Below are 16,876 nucleotides of genomic sequence, written 5' to 3'. Positions count from 1 at the left end.
TATATCTCCTATCCAAATATGCTCTTAGCTGCAATTTCTGCAAGCGTATATAAGTGAAGCCCAAAATTAGGCGATATTCCAAGAATTACCGATATAACTGCAGTAATAACGAGAGGTATTCTCATCATTAAATTTGCATCATCTTTTTTCTGAAATTCTTCATTAATAATATCTTTTTTAAATCCTATTAGCACAACAGGCATTAAATAGGTTAGTGCGAGCAGGGCACTTACCACGAGCGTCATTGAAAATAGCAGGTTGTTAATCTTCATCGCACCAAGTATGATATTTGCTTTGCTGACAAATCCTACGAAGAATGGAAATCCTGCGAGTGCAACTGAAGCAGTCGTAAATGCACCCATTGTTATAGGCATTCTTCTCCCTATTCCAACCATCTCACTAATATTTTTCTTATGTGCTGTAACAAAGATTGCTCCTGCACACATAAATAGAGTAATCTTCATAAATGCGTGTGCAACTATATGATATATAGCCCCCACCGAGCTTTCAGGTGTGAGCATAGATATTCCAAGAATGATATATGAAAGCTGACCGACCGTCGAAAAGGCGAGCCTAGCTTTTAAATTGTCTTTTCTAATAGCGATAAGCGATGATACTATTATGGTTATGACTGCCATATAGGATAGAATTTCTGCTCCATGGCAAGCCTTAGCAGCCTCCGGTCCAAACACATATAGCACCACCCTTAGAGTGCAAAAAGCTCCCGCCTTAACTACTGCAACTGCGTGAAGCAGAGCACTTACAGGAGTAGGGGCAACCATTGCTGCAGGAAGCCAGCTATGAAGTGGCATTAATCCCGCCTTTACAGCTCCTGCACCGACCATCATTATAAATAAGATGAGCATGAGTGGCATAGGGAGCATATCCGGTTTTATAAATCCTCCTGCTTTAAATTCCAGTGTCCCTGTGAACATATATATTATGACGATTGATGCAAAGAAAATCTGCCCACTAATAAGCGTATATGCTAAATATTTTCTGCCTGAACGCCTGCCCTCTTCATCTCTATAATGAACAACCAGAGGATATGTTCCAATCGTCAGTATTTCAAAGAATATGAAAAATGTGATAAGGTTAGCAGAAAAGCATAGCCCAATCGTTGCAAATATACATATTGCAAAAGCTGAAAAGTATCCAGTCTGATTTTTCTCTCCATGCCCTCTCATATATCCTACAGAATAGCATGAGGTGAGAACCCAGAGCGTCGAAGCCACACAGGCAAATACCATGCCGGCAGCATCTATATTAAAAGAAAAATTTACACCTTTTACAATCTCTAAAAATATTATTTCTATTGCTTCGCCTTTAAGAACATGAGGAACGAGCGAGTAAACGCTTATAAGCAAAATAGCTGAAGATATAAAAGTTATTGCCTCCCTAGCATTTTTTCCAATATGTTCTCCTAGGATATAAATTAAAATCGAAGCGATAAGGGGTGCTGAAATAGCTATCAATGGCAAGCATATGTTGATTTCATTCATATTCCAATCCCCCCAAGCGACATGAGTAAAATATTAATTATCTTTACATTAAATAGTCCAAGCCCAAGTATCATAAGTATTGATATAACAATTGGTATCATCATAGTCCATGGAAGCTCCATTACCGAATCCCTTCCAATTGGTTTTAAATCCCTATCCTTAGCCATGAATATCTTTTCTATCATTTTGAAGAAGTATATTGCATTTAATAAGCTTGATATAACAAGGATTGCAATGTAGATATATTCCCTTTCTCCCGCTGCACCGAGGGCTAGGTACCACTTGCTGAAAAAGCCTACCGTAGGAGGTATTCCAATCATCGAAAGTGCTGAAATGCTTAGAAGAGCTGAGGTTAGTGGCATTTTCTTATAAATATATCCAAAATCATTCATGTCAACTATTCCATATTTATACCTGATTGAGCCTGAAGCGAAGAAAAGACCTCCCTTCATAAAGGCGTGACCGAACATATGTAGGAATGAACCTGCAATTGCTATAGGAGTGCCAATGGCAAATCCCAAGGTGATATATGATATTTGTGCAACGCTTGAGTATGCGAGCATCTTCCTTATATCGGTCTGTGCCATAGCTCTAACAGAACCATAGATCATTCCCATGACCGATAGAGCTCCAATTACAATTAGAAAATATCTAAAGTATTTAAATTCCGTGCCATATACGCAGTATAGATACCTGAACATTGCATAGGCAGGAATCTTGCCCATTACACCTGCAATCAGAGGTCTTGCTCCAGTCTGTGCATGAGTGTATGCAGATGGCTGCCAGCCGTGAAATGGGAAGAGTGCCATCTTAATTCCAAAAGCAGCTATGAACATACACATAGCAATGAGCATGGTATCATCATTTGCCCTGCTCGATAAAATATCGTGCATATCCTGCATATTAAGGGTGCCCGTTACAGAGTAAAGCATAGCTACTCCAAGAAGATAGAATGTCGCTGCAACAGTTCCAATAAGAAGATATCTAAATGCTGATACAACTCCCTTGCTTCCGCCAAGAGCGATTAAAACATAACCTGAAAGCGATGTCACCTCTAGAAATACATAGAGATTAAACACATCTCCTGTCGATGTCATTCCGAGCATTCCTACGCAGAGGAGTGCAATTAGAGCGTGTGAACCGCCTATCTTTATCCTATCCTTTGAATTTTCTTCAAAATTCGTCGAAAAAAGGCCTGTCAAAAGCCCGATAATGCATATCATGACCAGCATTATCGCATTTATTGTATCTATCTTAAATTCAATTCCATAAGGCACCGCATAATTTCCGAATTTATAGCTTATAGGACCATTTATGATAACCTCCCTAAGCTGAACTATGGATAAAGCAAGCGAGATGAAAATCGATGTTATCACAAGATTTCTTCCAAGATAGAGGCTAATCTTTGAAAGGAAAACAGATAAAAGAGCTGAAACAAGGGGGAAAATTATTATTAAAGCTGGTAGATTTCGCATCATTTATTCTCCCTTTCTATAATTTCATCTTCTTCGATAGAACCATATTTTTCCTTAATTCTAGTGAGAAGTGCAAGTCCAACTCCCGTGGTACCCATGCTTACTACAATAGCTGTCAGCATAAGTGCATGAGGAAGCGGATTAATATAATCTTCTGCATTTCTCAGATTGGAGAATAGAACAGGAATTGTTCCTCCATCTTTCTGAGCTAGGCAGAGAAATATGAATATGACTGCAACCTGCATTATGTTCATGCAGATTAATTTTTTCATATAATTACCGCAGGTTATCATTCCATATAAGCCTAGGAATAGCAGGAGAAAGGTCAGAAAATATATACCCTTAGCCGCCAAAAATGTTTCAAGCGATGTCATGCGTCCTCCCTCCTCTTAATGGGATCGTCATCAAATCTTACTCTCCCCATAATCGCATTTAAAATTGTTATTATTGTTGCCATTACGCAAATTGTTACTCCAAGCTCTATCATAAGTATCCCTGCGGAGTGTGACTCTGCATGGCTAAGTCCAAATGGGAGCTTGTCATATTCTAAGCATAAGCCTCCTCCTGTCATTGTAAGTATACCTGTTAAAGCATATATAAATGTTCCAATTCCGCCGATGCTAAGAGCATTTCCCTTGTCCAGTGCAAAGAGCTTTTTCCTCCTGCCTGGAACGATCATTACATCTATTATATATGCAAGGCCGAGTACGGCTCCTGCCTGAAACCCTCCGCCGAGAGATATTTCTCCATGAAAATAAACATAGGCTGCATATATCATCATAAGAGGTTCAAAAAGCGTAATCATCACATCTTTATTGATCGTCTTATACCTAGGAGCTCCTATGTTAGGTCTTTGCTTAATATAATTCCTAGGTATTATAAATCTCTTTTTTATATTAGGGCGATTGGATAAAATCAGTACCGCACCAAGTCCTGCGAGGAACATGACAGTCGTTTCAAACATGGTATCAAACCCTCTGAAGTCTGCCAAAATTCCTGTAACCATATTCGGAGAATTTGTCATCTCAACGCTATTTTCTATGTAATAATCCGAAACATGGGTATTAGGTGCCGAATTAGGGTCGCCTATCGATGGCATAATTCCATCAAATAAGAAAGTCGGTATCAATAGAATTATTACCAATGTTATTATCGCTAATACTTTACGCATTATTTCAATTCTACCTTTCCTATAATCATTTAGTATGCCTTCTTATCGTCTTTAATGTCATTATGAAATATATGGTCGATACAACGCCAATTACAGCTTCTGTAAAAGCAACATCGGGTGCTCCCATTACTATGTATAAAAACATCGTTACAAAGCTGAAACTGCAATAGACGATGGTAACTGTCAATAAATCCTTACCGAAGATAATTGTTAGTGTTATTCCTATCAAAATTAACAATAAAACTGCTTCCAAAAATAAGCTTGGCATATTATTGCTCCTTTTCAACCTTTCTTAAAAACTCTCTCAGATTTTTAGCTTCTTTTGCTTCTTTTGCACTGAGCTCTTTTAAAAATGCAACTGCATCTTCGCTTTTCTCAATCTTGCCTGCTGTCTTTTTCTTATTATAATTATGATAATTTGTAGAGCTTATAGCTTCCATTAAAATTACATGGGTTCCAAGTGGGTTGGTTAGCATTAGGATAGCAAGCATGATTATTAGCTTTGCCGTCGTAATGGAAAGTCCCATAAGAATAATCATTCCGAGAACTGTGAGCATCATACCCATCGTCTCGCCAACGCCTGAGGCGTGAAGCCTAGTGTTAAATCCGGGAAAGGTTATTACCCCAATGACACCAATAGCGAGGAATATAAATCCCAAGACGAGGAAAACAGATGCGAGAATATGTGAAAATAACATTATCTTCTTCCTCCTATGTACTTAGCAAGTATGGCTGTGGTTATGAAACCGAGCAGTGAGTAGCTCAAAGCTATGTCGATATACGATTCAAGCCTTCCATGAACAAAGCCTATTACTAGGATAGCTATCACTATTAGCGTGTTCATGACAAGAACTGCATTTAATTTGTCATATATTATCTTACCTTTGAACATGAAAAAGATAATTGAAATTATAAGTATCACTATACCTATAAGAAGAAATATGAATAGACTACTCATCTTTAGACCCTACCTTTCCAAAGCTAGGTTCATCTTTTTCGCTCAAAACCCTAAAACCAAGATTTTTATATTTCTTATCTATAAGCTTTGCATATTTTGTGCCTTCCATCGAATCGTCTGAGATGACCCTTACCACTCCATAATCAATTTCTTCACAAAAGAGCTTCGCAATCTTATTTTGCATGACGCCTGACACCAGCCCATCTCTCGTATTTTCATTTAAACAGTGGCAGGAATAAACTCCGTCGTCAAATATATCAACTGTTATTGTCCCTGGTGTCAAGGTAATTGAATTAGCAAGCAGTGACCTAGCTGACGGATTATCAAAGTCAGCCTTAAACCATACTAGCTGTGGATTCATCTCCTCCGCCTTTATGACAACCTTTGACACTTCAACTGCACTTAGCACAATTTCCTTTACAAGCCATGCGAAATATATAATCATCTTTAATGGATTTACATGGAGTAAAAAATATTCCCTGTCCGTCTTTAATCCGCTAATCACAAATAGCGGTGAAACGACCAGAGAAATTATTATCGATGAAGCAATCCCAAATAAAACGAACTTAGCCTCATGAATTATGCCGGACATCAAAAACCAGAGGACTAGCATCATTGCCAGAACCTCCAGCCAGTGAATTATCGGATTGCATTGAAGCGATTTATTATTAAAAAATTTAAACACTGTATCTCTTCTCCGTAGATTGATAACTTGTTATCATTATACACGAAATCTTCACAGAAACAAAGTCCTATTTTTATTTATAAACAGAGTATTCTTCCTTTATACTTTCCCTTAAATTATGTTATAATAATGCGGTTATATTATTTTTCTAAAGGAATTTTAAATATTTTATTTGACAGGAGCCGTCTCCGATGACAAATTTTTTAAATAATTTTAATAATCTTAATAATGTTAATAATACAGTTAATTTAAACAATACAGGCACTTTAAGCAATGTAGGCAATAAGATTAAAATAGGTCCTACGGTTACAATGTTTGTGCCATATGACTGCAATAATGCTTGCCCATTTTGTGTCAATAAGGACGAATATCGTGATACTTCCGATTTTAGCATTGAAAGATGCTATAAGTCGCTAGATATTTTAAATAGAATTTTTCCCCATAATGACATCGTTCTAACCGGCGGAGAGCCTCTTGCGGACCTAGATATTCTTCAGGACATTTTAGAGCATATTGAAGATACTCATAATATCTATATCAATACAACGCTACCTACGAACGACTCACAAGATGAAAGGCTGATTGCTAAAACTCTTAATAAATTCAAAGACAAGATTTCCTGCGTCAATGTATCAAGGCACCTAAGGCACTATGTAAAAGAGTGTTCCGATGAAATTTTTGATATGCTCGATGTAAGACACAGAATCAACTGCGTTGTATTTGAAGATACGGACGAGCAAAAATTAAAGGCTTTTCTCGACAGGTTTAAAGGGTATGAAATTCAGTTAAGAGCTAATTACTCCAAGCTAAGCCTAGACAATGTCTTTATGACAGAAAACGACGATCTGTTCAAACTGATCTCCTCAGTGGCAAATTACGAAGGACAGCTTGAGCAGGAATTGTTCAGAACAGGCTTTATGTTTAAATATGACGGCGATACTGTGGTAACTTATCATAAGACGCTTCCATATAGCAAAATCAATGGCAAGGTTGGCGACATTATAATAAGACAGACTGGATATATCTACGATGATTGGAATAATTATGGTGAAAAGCTCGACATAAATTCTCTTGTAGAGCTTCCATATTAAATATTAAGATATATTAAGATATATTAAACCAAATTAAAACACATTAAATCATCTGCTCGTTTGAACTGAAATTCTAATTCTTTGGATAATATTTGGATAATCTTTGAGTAAAAAGGAGTTTTTTTATGAAAAAAAGTGAAAAAAGACAAAAGGCCGTGCTTGATTTCATGAAAAATACGATAGATAGCAAGGGATTTCCTCCTACCATTAGAGAAATCTGTCTTGCCCTTGATGTAAAATCTACCTCTACGATCCATTCAGATATAAATGCCCTCATTAAAAAAGGTCTTGTAAAGAAAGACCCAAGCAAGCCTCGTGCAATTTCTCTCGTAGATCACGTTTCAAATTACAAGGGCTCTTATGAGCCTGAACCTCTGATGCCAAACTCGAGCTTATCAAGCGATGTTAGCGTAGTTGAAGTACCTATAATAGGTGATGTCGCTGCCGGAATACCTATTTTAGCTGAATCAAATATCGAAGATTTTCTCCCCCTTCCTGCAAGATTTATAAATGGAGGTAATAATTTTATTCTAATTGTTCACGGTGACAGCATGATAAATGCCGGAATAAATGACGGAGATTATCTGATAGTGCAAGAGGCAAAGGAAGCTAGTAATGGCGAGATAGTCGTTGCCATGATAGATGGGGATTATAATGCGGAAGCAACTGTAAAGAAGTTTTATAAGGAGGACAATCACATTCGCCTGCAACCTGAAAATGACTATATGGAGCCAATTATAGTTAATGACTGTAAGATTGTCGGCAAGGTAAAGGGCGTGTTTAGATATATAAAATAATTTTTTATGAATATATTTTTATCAACTTTTTAATTTACAATATTTTAATTTAAGACACAGGAGAACAATATGTCAAAAGAACAATCAACGCATCTAACAAAGGGTATTTTCAATGCCCGTGAACTCGGATGGGGAAAGACCATTCTACTAGGTATGCAGCACACCTTTGCGATGTTTGGTGCTACCGTGCTCGTTCCGCTCTTAACAGGTCTAAGTATTTCGACTACCTTGCTAATGGCAGGACTTGGAACTCTATTATTTCACCTTATAACTAAGGGCAAGGTTCCTGCTTTCCTAGGGTCGTCATTCGCCTTTCTCGGAGGATATGCCGCAGTAGCACCTCTTATCGACGGCAAGCCTAATACAGAAATGCTTCCATATGCCTGCGGAGGAGTTATATTTGCAGGGCTTGTGTATGTTGTGCTTTCAGCACTGATAAAGCTCTTTACTGTAGAAAAAGTTATGAAATTCTTTCCTCCGGTTGTTACAGGTCCAATTATTATTTCAATCGGACTAATTCTCGCACCGTCTGCAATTTCTAATGCAAAGACAGACTGGACTCTGGCTTTAATTGCAATAGGTTCTATTATCTTCTTCAATATGTGGGGTAAGGGCATGATGAAAATTGTACCAATCCTTCTTGGAATTTTGATTTCCTTTGCCTGTGCCATATTTATGAATAAGGTTGATTTTGCTTCTGTTTCTTCATCTAATTATCTTGCGATGCCTAATATCACCTTTGCAAAATTCGACATAAGTGCAATCATCACCATAATGCCAATAGCACTTGCTACTATGATGGAACATATTGGAGATATATCTGCAATCGGTGCTACGACAGGCAAGAATTATATAGTAAATCCGGGCTTACACCGCACCTTGCTTGGAGACGGCCTTGCAACTGTCATGGCTTCAATGTTCGGAGGACCTGCAAACACGACATATGGAGAAAACACAGGAGTTCTTGCATTGACTAAGGTATACGACCCGCTTGTAATCAGAATAGCAGCTTGCTTTGCTATAATTCTATCCTTTATTCCAAAATTCGCCGGAATAATAGAAGCCATCCCAACTGCTATCATCGGTGGTGTTTCTTTAATACTCTATGGAATGATTTCAGCCATAGGCATAAGAAATTTGGTAGAAAATCAAGTAAATTTCAAAAACACGAGAAATACGATCATAACCGCACTAATCTTAGTATGTGCACTTGGATTTAACAATATCGGCGGTATCACATTCACAATTTCAAGCGTGAAAATCAACCTATCAGGACTTGCTATAGCTTCAATAGTAGGAATTATTGCCAACTGGATACTACCTAACAAGGATTATGTGTTCAATAAGGAAGATGTTCTTGATGACAAGTTCCAGACATATCAGGGAGCTAATCAGAGGGTTCCTGAAACCGAAGAAAATGCTGAAAATATTTAAGATATAAAAAATATAATTATAATAATAAAGATATTTAAAGGTATTTAAAGATATTAAAAATACTAAAGAAGACTAAAGAGGATAAATAATATGCCTTCGTTTTATGCACATTTTCAATTTGGGAAAGAGATAATAAGGAAATCTCCAAAAGGGATAAAAGATATTATAAATACTAATATCAATTCAATAGATGCTTTTATAGTGGGTTTGCAAGGTCCAGACCCACTATATTTTCATAATCCTATTTTTTATACCTCTTTAAATCGAGAGGCAGGAATGGTGCATCACTCATCAGGACTTGATTTTTTCATTCCAGCTTCTAAATATATAAGAGTAAATAAGCACCCCGAGATGATAAGTTATATTCTCGGCTGCATAACCCACTATGCACTGGACTCCTCATGTCACCCCGTCATAATCAAACATCAAAAAGAAGAAAAAATTAGTCATCGAAAGGTTGAAAGAGAATTTGACGATTATATAATGCGAATGAATTTTATGAAGCCAGAGGAAATCGACTTAAATTTTCCGCTTCCTTTGAATAAGAATCTAGGCATCATATGCTCTCCTTTTTATAAGACGGCAAATCCGAGCCTTATGAATACCTCGATAAGGGATATGAGGAACACCCTTGGCAGGCTTAATTCAAGTTCAAAGGTGGTAAGGTATGCCGAATATACCTTCCTTTCTCTAATTCCGCCTATAAAAAGCGTTAGGGATATGATTCCTTTGGAAGAAAATGTTTATGATTTTCCTGATGAGTATTTCAAGAGAAATGAAGAAATCTATTCAGCATTTAATAAATCCATTCCTAGGTCAATTTCTCTAATGGAAGAGATGATTAATTGCATAGAAAAAGGCGAACCCCTTAGTGATGAGTTCAGCCCTGATTACCTCGGTCATTTCTGATAATATTTAATCATTTCTTATTATTTTTCATTTCTGAATCACTTCTTGTCATTTTTAAAATTGGTTAAATTTTTATCCGTCTCAAGCTTATAAATTATTTTCTTTTCGTAAAAAACATGAGCACAATTTATGAATTATTTTCTTTAAACTCTCCAATTGTAAAGAATATTAGTCCAATCCATATGATTAAAAATGCTATAAACTGAAATCTGTCAAATGGTTCGCCAAAGGCAAGAATACCTAGCACAAGCTGAATTGTCGGGCTTATATACTGGGTAACACCAACTGTTACAAGTGGTATTCTTATATTTGCTGCTGCAAAAAGTCCTAGCGGAACCACCGTCATCAAGCCAGAAAGAAGAAGTAGGACGAATTGAAAAGGTCCTGTCATAACTGCCATTGCTCCCATTCCTTTTATCTCTAGATAAATAATTATAATGAGTGCAAATGGTGCATAAAATGCGGTTTCATAAATTAGTGAAATAAAAGCAGGCTGTTTTAATTTCTTCTTGATAACTGAATATGTCGAAAATGAAAGTGCGAGCATTAGTGCTATTAGAGGGAATTTTCCAAAATGCAGTAAGATTAAGCTCACGCTAAGACACGCAAGGCAGATTGCTATAAGCTTATATTTTGTGAGACGCTCATGAAAGATTATGATTCCGAACAATACAACCATAAGTGGCTGGATATAATATCCTATGCTTGTCTCGATTACCTTGTTAGCGTTTACTGCCCATATATATGTGCTCCAATTTATTGTTATAATTCCGCCAGCTATTATGTAGCTTAGCACCATCTTCTTATCTTTTAACGGGCTTAGTATTTCTTCCCAAGTATAAAGCCTTCTTGCAATAATAAGGCTAAAAATAAAGACTGTAAATATCCTATAAATTATGATAATCCAAGAGTTAATAGGTCTTAACATATGCCAGTATATAGGTAGTGCTCCCCATATAAGCTGACTTCCAAATGTCGCGAGTATACCTTTCTTATATTCAGTCATATCAACGCTCCGATTCCATATGTAATAGCTGTAACAATAATAGCAGCAATGATAACGCCAAGAAAAATTGCCAATATGGACTTTTTAAATTCAAGTTCCATTACCGTTGCTACCAAAGCTCCTGTCCAAGCTCCTGTCCCAGGCAGTGGAATTGCAACCAATATCATAAGTCCTATAAATTCGTACTTTTCTACCATGTCCTTGTTTTTTTCAGCCTTTAATTCAAGTCTTTTTACAAAATTATTCAATCCCTCGCTCTTGCTCTTTAAAAATTCAAATACCTTAGAAGTAAAGATTAGCAAAATTGGTATAGGTAAAATATTGCCGATAATTGCAAAAAAAACAGCCGACCCAATGCTGAGTCCCTGCGTTACTCCAAATGGTATCCCGCCTCTCAATTCAATAACAGGAGCCATTGATATAAGCATTGTTAAAATTGCTTTGTTCATCTATACACCTTTACGCCTATAAATCCATACATATATAGAAATAAATCTATTTAAAAATCCATTTAAATATCAATAAAAATTATCGTAATTATAGCATACTGATATTTAGCCTTCAACAGTTCACCTTGCGGGTATCATAAAGCTGTGGTATCCTCAGAAATGGAGGTAAGATAAATGAAAGAAATAAACTCATGGACAAATTATAATAAAAAAGAACTCGGTGAAATCGATAGATTGAGCAAGGATTATATTGACTTTATCAGTGAAAATAAGACCGAGAGAGAGGCAACTTCAGCTCTTATAAGCTTGGCTGAAAAAAATGGATATAGAAATCTTGACGAGATAATTAAAAATGGTGAAAAGCTTGAGCAAGGCAGTAAAATATATGCTGTCAATATGAAGAAGGCTATAGTTATGCTTAACATCGGAAAAGACATAACCCGCGATGGTCTTAATATCCTAGGAGCTCATCTTGACTCTCCTAGGCTTGATACAAAGCAGAATCCACTTTATGAAAAAGACGAGTTCGCATATCTTAATACACAATATTATGGAGGAATAAAGAAATATCAATGGGTGACGATTCCTCTATCGATTCACGGTGTTATCATAAAAAAAGATGGCACTGAGGTGAAGGTGTCTATTGGCGAAAATGATGACGACCCCGTATTATTTATATCTGATCTTCTAATTCATCTGGCTCAGGAACAGATGAAAAAACCTGCAAATGAGGTCATAGAGGGTGAAAATCTTGACATCGTCGTCGGCACGAAGCCTCTTAATGGAGAAGAAAAAGAAGCCGTAAAAGCTAATATATTAAAGCTTTTAAAAGAAAAATATGGAGTTGATGAGGACGACCTTTGGTCCTCTGAACTTGAAATCGTTCCCGCAGGAAGGGCAAGAGAAGCCGGACTTGATAGGAGCCTAATACTTGGATATGGACATGATGATAGATGCTGTGCATACACTTCTGCCCTTGCAATGATGGAGGTAGAAAATCCTACAAAGACTGCCTGCGGACTATTCGTTGACAAGGAAGAAATCGGAAGCGTTGGTGCCACAGGAATGGAATCTAAATTCTTTGAAAATGTTATCGCAGAAGTCTTAGATAGAATGGGCATCTATTCTGAGCTAAATCTCAAGCGTACGCTAAGAAATTCAAGAATGCTATCTTCTGATGTAAGTGCTACCTTTGACCCTCTATACGCAGATAAGTTTGATAAACCAAATGCCGCTCAATATGGCAGAGGAATCGTATTTAATAAATACACTGGTGGCAGAGGCAAATCAAGCTCCAATGATGCAAATGCTGAATATCTGGCAAAATTAAGAAAGATTTTCAATGACAATAATGTAGTATTCCAAAGTGCTGAACTTGGCAGAGTCGATGTTGGCGGTGGCGGAACTATCGCTTATATCCTCTCGCTCTATGGAATGGAGGTTGTTGACAGCGGTATTGCCGTTCTAAGTATGCACTCACCTTGGGAAGCTATTAGCAAGGCGGATTTATATGAAGCGAAAAAAGGTTATGTAGCCTTCCTTAAAGACGCATAATATTTATTTAAAATATTGATATTCTATCTTATATTTATAAAGCATATAATGTGATAGGCATACTTATTAAAAAAAATTAATATGTGAAAATCAATTTGAAAACCTGCACAATTTGCCTGTGCAGGTTTTTTAAATTTTTATCGAGGTTGTTGTTAACGGGCTCACCTCTAAATATTTAAAAAATAATTACCAATTGTCAGCTTTAGGTTGTCAGTTATAGGCTGTCAGCTGTCATACAAGAGCTTAATCAAATATCAAGCAAAAATAATCCCAGACCGTCATCAGCCGAAATATCACCATTTTTAATATCCCTATCTATATTGTAGATTTTTTCTAATATCTCCTTAAGCCTATCTTTTTTAAATCTTCTAGCTGATTTATATGCCTTGTTCAACCTAAATTCGTTGACCTTTAAGCTCTTTGCCATTGATTTAAGCGACGCTCCTTCTCTCTCGAGCTCCAAGCTGTCATACATCATCTCAAATTGTGATGTGAGAAGCGAAATGGTTCTCATCGAAGTATCCTTATCCTTTGCTAATATATTTAAAAACATATTGTATGCCTTTTTATTTTCTCCAGTCATGAGATAGTCTACCAAGTTAAATATGAATTTATCCTCATCGCCTACTAAAAAATCCTGAATATCCTTTGCATTTATATTCGCTTCTTCCTTACTTTCTGCTATCTTCCTTATATCCTTATATAAATCGTCAAGAGAATATTCACTTTCCTTGTTAAAATACCCGCTCATATCAATTAGATAATCAATATCTCTATTGCTCATCAATTTCCCTGACGATTTGAGCTGTTTTATTATAAAAGACCTAAGGGTTTGTCTATCTAATTTTACCATCTTATAAGACTTGCCTGCTTTAATCAGATTCCTCTTAAATTTCGTATCTCCCCTATATTCACTATTAAGTATAAATATTAAAATTGAAGAATCCTGATCGCTTTTTGCAAAATCTATTATCTTTGAAATCTCTGCCTCGGTGGCTACATCTGCCTTTTTATATAATGGCTCAAAATTGTGAACTACAACCACCCTTTTGCCTCCGAAAATTGAATAAGTGCTTGCTGAATTAAGAATATCCATTGCTGATATTCCATTATCACCATATAGCTGAATGAGGTTCAGCTCTTTATCATCTTCTGAAATATATTTATCAATTATTTCTTCTACAGCCCACCTTATAAGATAGTTTTCATCGCCATAGATGAAGATTGTTCCTGCTAAATTGTCATTTTTTTTATCTTTTTCAAAGTCTTTGAATGACATATCTTCCTCCAAAGTCATTATGCACATCAATATAATTATTTTTTTATTATATTTTTTACATATGCTCTATCTCTCATATGCTTTTACTAATTATATGGAATTTAATGGGTAAATTGCAATTTATATATTTTCTATTTCTCATTAATCATCTTATCAATTATAAATTTATTACCGCCCCTTATATCAACTCCTATTGCTCCGCTCTGGTCTGTTCTATAAATATCAATCCCAAGTCTTTTAATTCTCTTTAAAGTTTCCTCATGTGGATGCCCATAGATATTATTTTCTCCTGCTTGTATCACCACTGCCCTAGGGCTTACTGCCCTCAGAAATTTCTCAGAGTTGCTATATCTACTTCCATGATGAGGTGACTTTAAAATATCACACCTAAGCATTTTATAATTACCATAATGTCTTTTGTAATATTCGAGCATCTTCTCCTCGTCCTCACCTGTTAGATCCCCTGTAATCATAAGTTTTATTTTTCTATACCTAAGCATGACCACCATATTCTTATCATTTTCTCCAGTTTTTTCTCCATCATTTTTAATGCCTTTTTCCGCTACCTCATCCGAATTATAATCATCAATATATGGCCATAATACTGTAATCTCTATATCTTTATCTACTTTTATAGCATCGCCTATTTCAAGAAAATTTCGTTCCCTTGAATAAATTTCATTTGGTTTATCATATTTTCCATTTTTCCCATCTTTTCCATCTTTATACAATTTGTCTAAGAAAAGTCTTTCAACGGGAAAATCTCGAGATAGCTCGGACATTCCCTTATAATGGTCCTCATGTAGATGTGAAATAAATGCAAAATCAACCTTACCTGCACCATTTTTCAGGAGATACGGCTTTAATATCTTTTCTCCGACATCATAATCTCTGCTACCTCCGCCGTCAAACATGATATTCCTACCTTTAATAAGCTTATTTGCCGTCCTCACATGGATAGCATCTCCCTGACCCACATCAATGAATACGATTTCATCTCTTCTAAATTTATTATTAAATGGCATGGTTAAAGCTGAGATAAAAAATATCATGGTTAAAAGAGAAATGAAAATTCTCCTTTTATCTCGCCTTATTATCCATATTTTTACCTGCTCTGAGAATATGAATACCAATACACCGATACCTAATGAAAAAAATAAAATCCCCCTGCTCCTCACATTTAAACTTGTGCTACCTCCGAGATATAAAAAATGATTTATGAATATTGTCAGCCTCGAAAGATTTATAATCATTTTTATTAAGACGCCCGCCCAAATATCGAAAATAATATTAAGTAATATTAGAAATAGCCCTAGAGGCACGATTATAGATATTATGAAAACGACCGGAATGTTTATGATTATGCTAAGAGGATTTAAAATGTTAAATGCGAATGCGGAATATGAGGTCATAAGCATTTGAATACCTATTACTCCTCCGATTTTTCCACCAATCAGCTTTCCAAATGAATTGCTAATAAATGTTATTCCAAGCATGGCAAGAAATGACATCTGAAATCCGCTATTAAATAGATAGTATGGACTTATTGACAAAATAAGAATGGACGCCGTGCTAACAGCAGAAAGTAGATCAAAGGGTCTCTTTATATAAAAGGAGATTAGAGCCATAATCGCAATTATAACCGACCTAATTGTCGAAATATTCCAACCTGTTAACTCGCCATATAAGATCAAAATTAAGATTATTAATGCTGTCACTGGCACCGTCTTATTTGATCTTGATAAAAATCTAAGCATTGAAATAATAAATCCTATATGTAAACCGCTTACTGCAAGAACATGGGCTGTTCCATTTTTTCTAAACTCATCACCAATATCATCATCAAGAAGCGATGTATCCCCGAATAAAACTCCCTGAATAAAACCCTGTACCTCTTTATTTTTACCATCATTAGAATCGTCAAACTTCGATATAAATTCTCTCTTTTTAGAATATAATTTTCTCCTAAATTTCCATAACTTGCCTTCCTTTGTTCCATTAATATCAACTCTTTTCGCATTAATTACCGAACTAATTTTTTTAGATTTTAGATAAAGCCTATAATTAAACATCTCAGGATTTCTCGCTAATTTAGGTATTTTTCTCTTTCCACTTACTACTATCTCATCACCTACTTTTATAGATTTCGATAATTCTCTATTATTACCCTCATATCTTGCAAATCCTTTTTTATAATAAATATTACATATAGAATTAATTCCCCTGCCTTCAGATATTACAAGACTAATCTTTTCGTCCTTAATTTCTATATCTTTCACAAATGCCCTTATTTTTATATCACTCGCCTTATCAAACTCATTATATAAATTCGAAAAATAAAAAAATGAGCTACTTAAAACCACCATGCCCGCTAGGGCAAATCCCAAGCAATTTTTTAATTCTGCCATCCTCACAAGCTCTATGTCAAAAAGGATATTTAGGCAAATTGTAAAGATAAAAAATAAGACAATCGCATATACCCTTTCATTTTTTTCAAAGAAGATATATCCAATACTTATTCCTATTATTAATGAAAGATTATACCAAGCAAGCTTTCTTCTCATGT

General features: G+C 35.8%; 17 protein-coding genes. 5 read left to right on the top strand and 12 right to left on the bottom strand.

Annotated elements, in window-relative coordinates; all coding sequences use genetic code 11:
• Positions 1 to 8 precede the first annotated feature (8 nt).
• From BQ5371_RS00770 to BQ5371_RS00735, 8 genes are read right to left on the bottom strand one after another with little or no spacing between them, the layout of a single operon-like run.
• Entirely contained in the window at positions 9 to 1,502 is a 1,494-nt protein-coding gene (locus BQ5371_RS00770) for a monovalent cation/H+ antiporter subunit D family protein (RefSeq protein WP_071132072.1), read from the bottom strand.
• Complete coding sequence (locus BQ5371_RS00765) at positions 1,499 to 2,977, bottom strand: complex I subunit 5 family protein (RefSeq protein WP_159428250.1); 1,479 nt, start codon at positions 2,975 to 2,977, stop codon at positions 1,499 to 1,501. The genes BQ5371_RS00770 and BQ5371_RS00765 overlap by 4 nt, the downstream gene beginning before the upstream one ends.
• Positions 2,977 to 3,351 (bottom strand): sodium:proton antiporter, encoded by a 375-nt coding sequence (locus BQ5371_RS00760; RefSeq protein WP_071132070.1) that lies wholly within the window; start codon positions 3,349 to 3,351, stop codon positions 2,977 to 2,979. Before BQ5371_RS00760 ends, BQ5371_RS00765 begins: the two co-directional genes overlap by 1 nt.
• A complete protein-coding gene (mbhE, locus tag BQ5371_RS00755; protein ID WP_071132069.1) occupies positions 3,348 to 4,148 on the bottom strand; it encodes a hydrogen gas-evolving membrane-bound hydrogenase subunit E in 801 nt (266 codons plus the stop codon). The genes BQ5371_RS00760 and mbhE overlap by 4 nt, the downstream gene beginning before the upstream one ends.
• Before the next feature lie 25 nt (positions 4,149 to 4,173).
• Complete coding sequence (locus tag BQ5371_RS00750; protein ID WP_071132068.1) at positions 4,174 to 4,416, bottom strand: Na(+)/H(+) antiporter subunit B; 243 nt, start codon at positions 4,414 to 4,416, stop codon at positions 4,174 to 4,176.
• Position 4,417: 1 nt separating this feature from the next.
• Positions 4,418 to 4,846 carry a cation:proton antiporter gene (locus BQ5371_RS00745; protein WP_071132067.1) on the bottom strand — a complete coding sequence of 143 codons (429 nt, stop codon included), beginning with the start codon at positions 4,844 to 4,846 and terminating at the stop codon, positions 4,418 to 4,420.
• Positions 4,846 to 5,106 carry a monovalent cation/H+ antiporter complex subunit F gene (locus tag BQ5371_RS00740; RefSeq protein WP_071132066.1) on the bottom strand — a complete coding sequence of 87 codons (261 nt, stop codon included), beginning with the start codon at positions 5,104 to 5,106 and terminating at the stop codon, positions 4,846 to 4,848. Before BQ5371_RS00740 ends, BQ5371_RS00745 begins: the two co-directional genes overlap by 1 nt.
• Positions 5,099 to 5,791 (bottom strand): Na+/H+ antiporter subunit E, encoded by a 693-nt coding sequence (locus tag BQ5371_RS00735; RefSeq protein ID WP_135354774.1) that lies wholly within the window; start codon positions 5,789 to 5,791, stop codon positions 5,099 to 5,101. Before BQ5371_RS00735 ends, BQ5371_RS00740 begins: the two co-directional genes overlap by 8 nt.
• A 191-nt stretch (positions 5,792 to 5,982) precedes the next feature.
• On the opposite strand from BQ5371_RS00735, the gene BQ5371_RS00730 reads away from it, so the two are divergent.
• The 4 genes from BQ5371_RS00730 (at position 5,983) to BQ5371_RS00715 (ending at position 10,022) form a co-directional block, all read left to right on the top strand.
• Complete coding sequence (locus BQ5371_RS00730) at positions 5,983 to 6,882, top strand: radical SAM protein (RefSeq protein ID WP_083377358.1); 900 nt, start codon at positions 5,983 to 5,985, stop codon at positions 6,880 to 6,882.
• A gap of 125 nt (positions 6,883 to 7,007) precedes the next feature.
• Positions 7,008 to 7,679, top strand: coding sequence for a transcriptional repressor LexA (gene lexA, locus BQ5371_RS00725; RefSeq protein ID WP_071132064.1), 672 nt, complete (start codon positions 7,008 to 7,010; stop codon positions 7,677 to 7,679).
• Between the two features lie 69 nt (positions 7,680 to 7,748).
• Positions 7,749 to 9,113: a uracil-xanthine permease family protein gene (locus BQ5371_RS00720; RefSeq protein ID WP_071132063.1), complete on the top strand. Its 1,365-nt coding sequence runs from the start codon at positions 7,749 to 7,751 to the stop codon at positions 9,111 to 9,113.
• A 90-nt stretch (positions 9,114 to 9,203) separates the two neighbouring features.
• On the top strand, positions 9,204 to 10,022 hold the full coding sequence (locus BQ5371_RS00715; RefSeq protein ID WP_071132062.1) for a zinc dependent phospholipase C family protein: 819 nt from the start codon (positions 9,204 to 9,206) through the stop codon (positions 10,020 to 10,022).
• A gap of 127 nt (positions 10,023 to 10,149) precedes the next feature.
• Here BQ5371_RS00715 and rarD read toward each other — a convergent pair whose 3' ends face one another.
• Entirely contained in the window at positions 10,150 to 11,028 is an 879-nt protein-coding gene (gene rarD / locus BQ5371_RS00710; protein ID WP_071132061.1) for an EamA family transporter RarD, read from the bottom strand.
• Positions 11,025 to 11,477 (bottom strand): COG2426 family protein, encoded by a 453-nt coding sequence (locus tag BQ5371_RS00705; RefSeq protein ID WP_071132060.1) that lies wholly within the window; start codon positions 11,475 to 11,477, stop codon positions 11,025 to 11,027. Before BQ5371_RS00705 ends, rarD begins: the two co-directional genes overlap by 4 nt.
• A gap of 174 nt (positions 11,478 to 11,651) precedes the next feature.
• Between BQ5371_RS00705 and BQ5371_RS00700 the strand changes: the two genes are divergently transcribed.
• Positions 11,652 to 13,031 (top strand): aminopeptidase, encoded by a 1,380-nt coding sequence (locus tag BQ5371_RS00700; protein ID WP_071132059.1) that lies wholly within the window; start codon positions 11,652 to 11,654, stop codon positions 13,029 to 13,031.
• 247 nt (positions 13,032 to 13,278) lie between these two features.
• Here the strand turns inward: BQ5371_RS00700 and holA are convergent, their stop codons facing one another.
• Positions 13,279 to 14,310: a DNA polymerase III subunit delta gene (holA, locus tag BQ5371_RS00695; protein ID WP_071132058.1), complete on the bottom strand. Its 1,032-nt coding sequence runs from the start codon at positions 14,308 to 14,310 to the stop codon at positions 13,279 to 13,281.
• Between the two features lie 131 nt (positions 14,311 to 14,441).
• Positions 14,442 to 16,874, bottom strand: a complete 2,433-nt coding sequence (locus BQ5371_RS00690; protein ID WP_071132057.1) for a DNA internalization-related competence protein ComEC/Rec2 — start codon at positions 16,872 to 16,874, stop codon at positions 14,442 to 14,444.
• Between the last annotated feature and the right edge of the window lie 2 nt (positions 16,875 to 16,876).

This window comes from Alterileibacterium massiliense, assembly GCF_900104645.1.
GTDB classification, from domain to species: Bacteria; Bacillota; Clostridia; order Peptostreptococcales; family Anaerovoracaceae; genus Alterileibacterium; species Alterileibacterium massiliense.
This window is presented reverse-complemented; position numbering and strand designations above follow the sequence as displayed.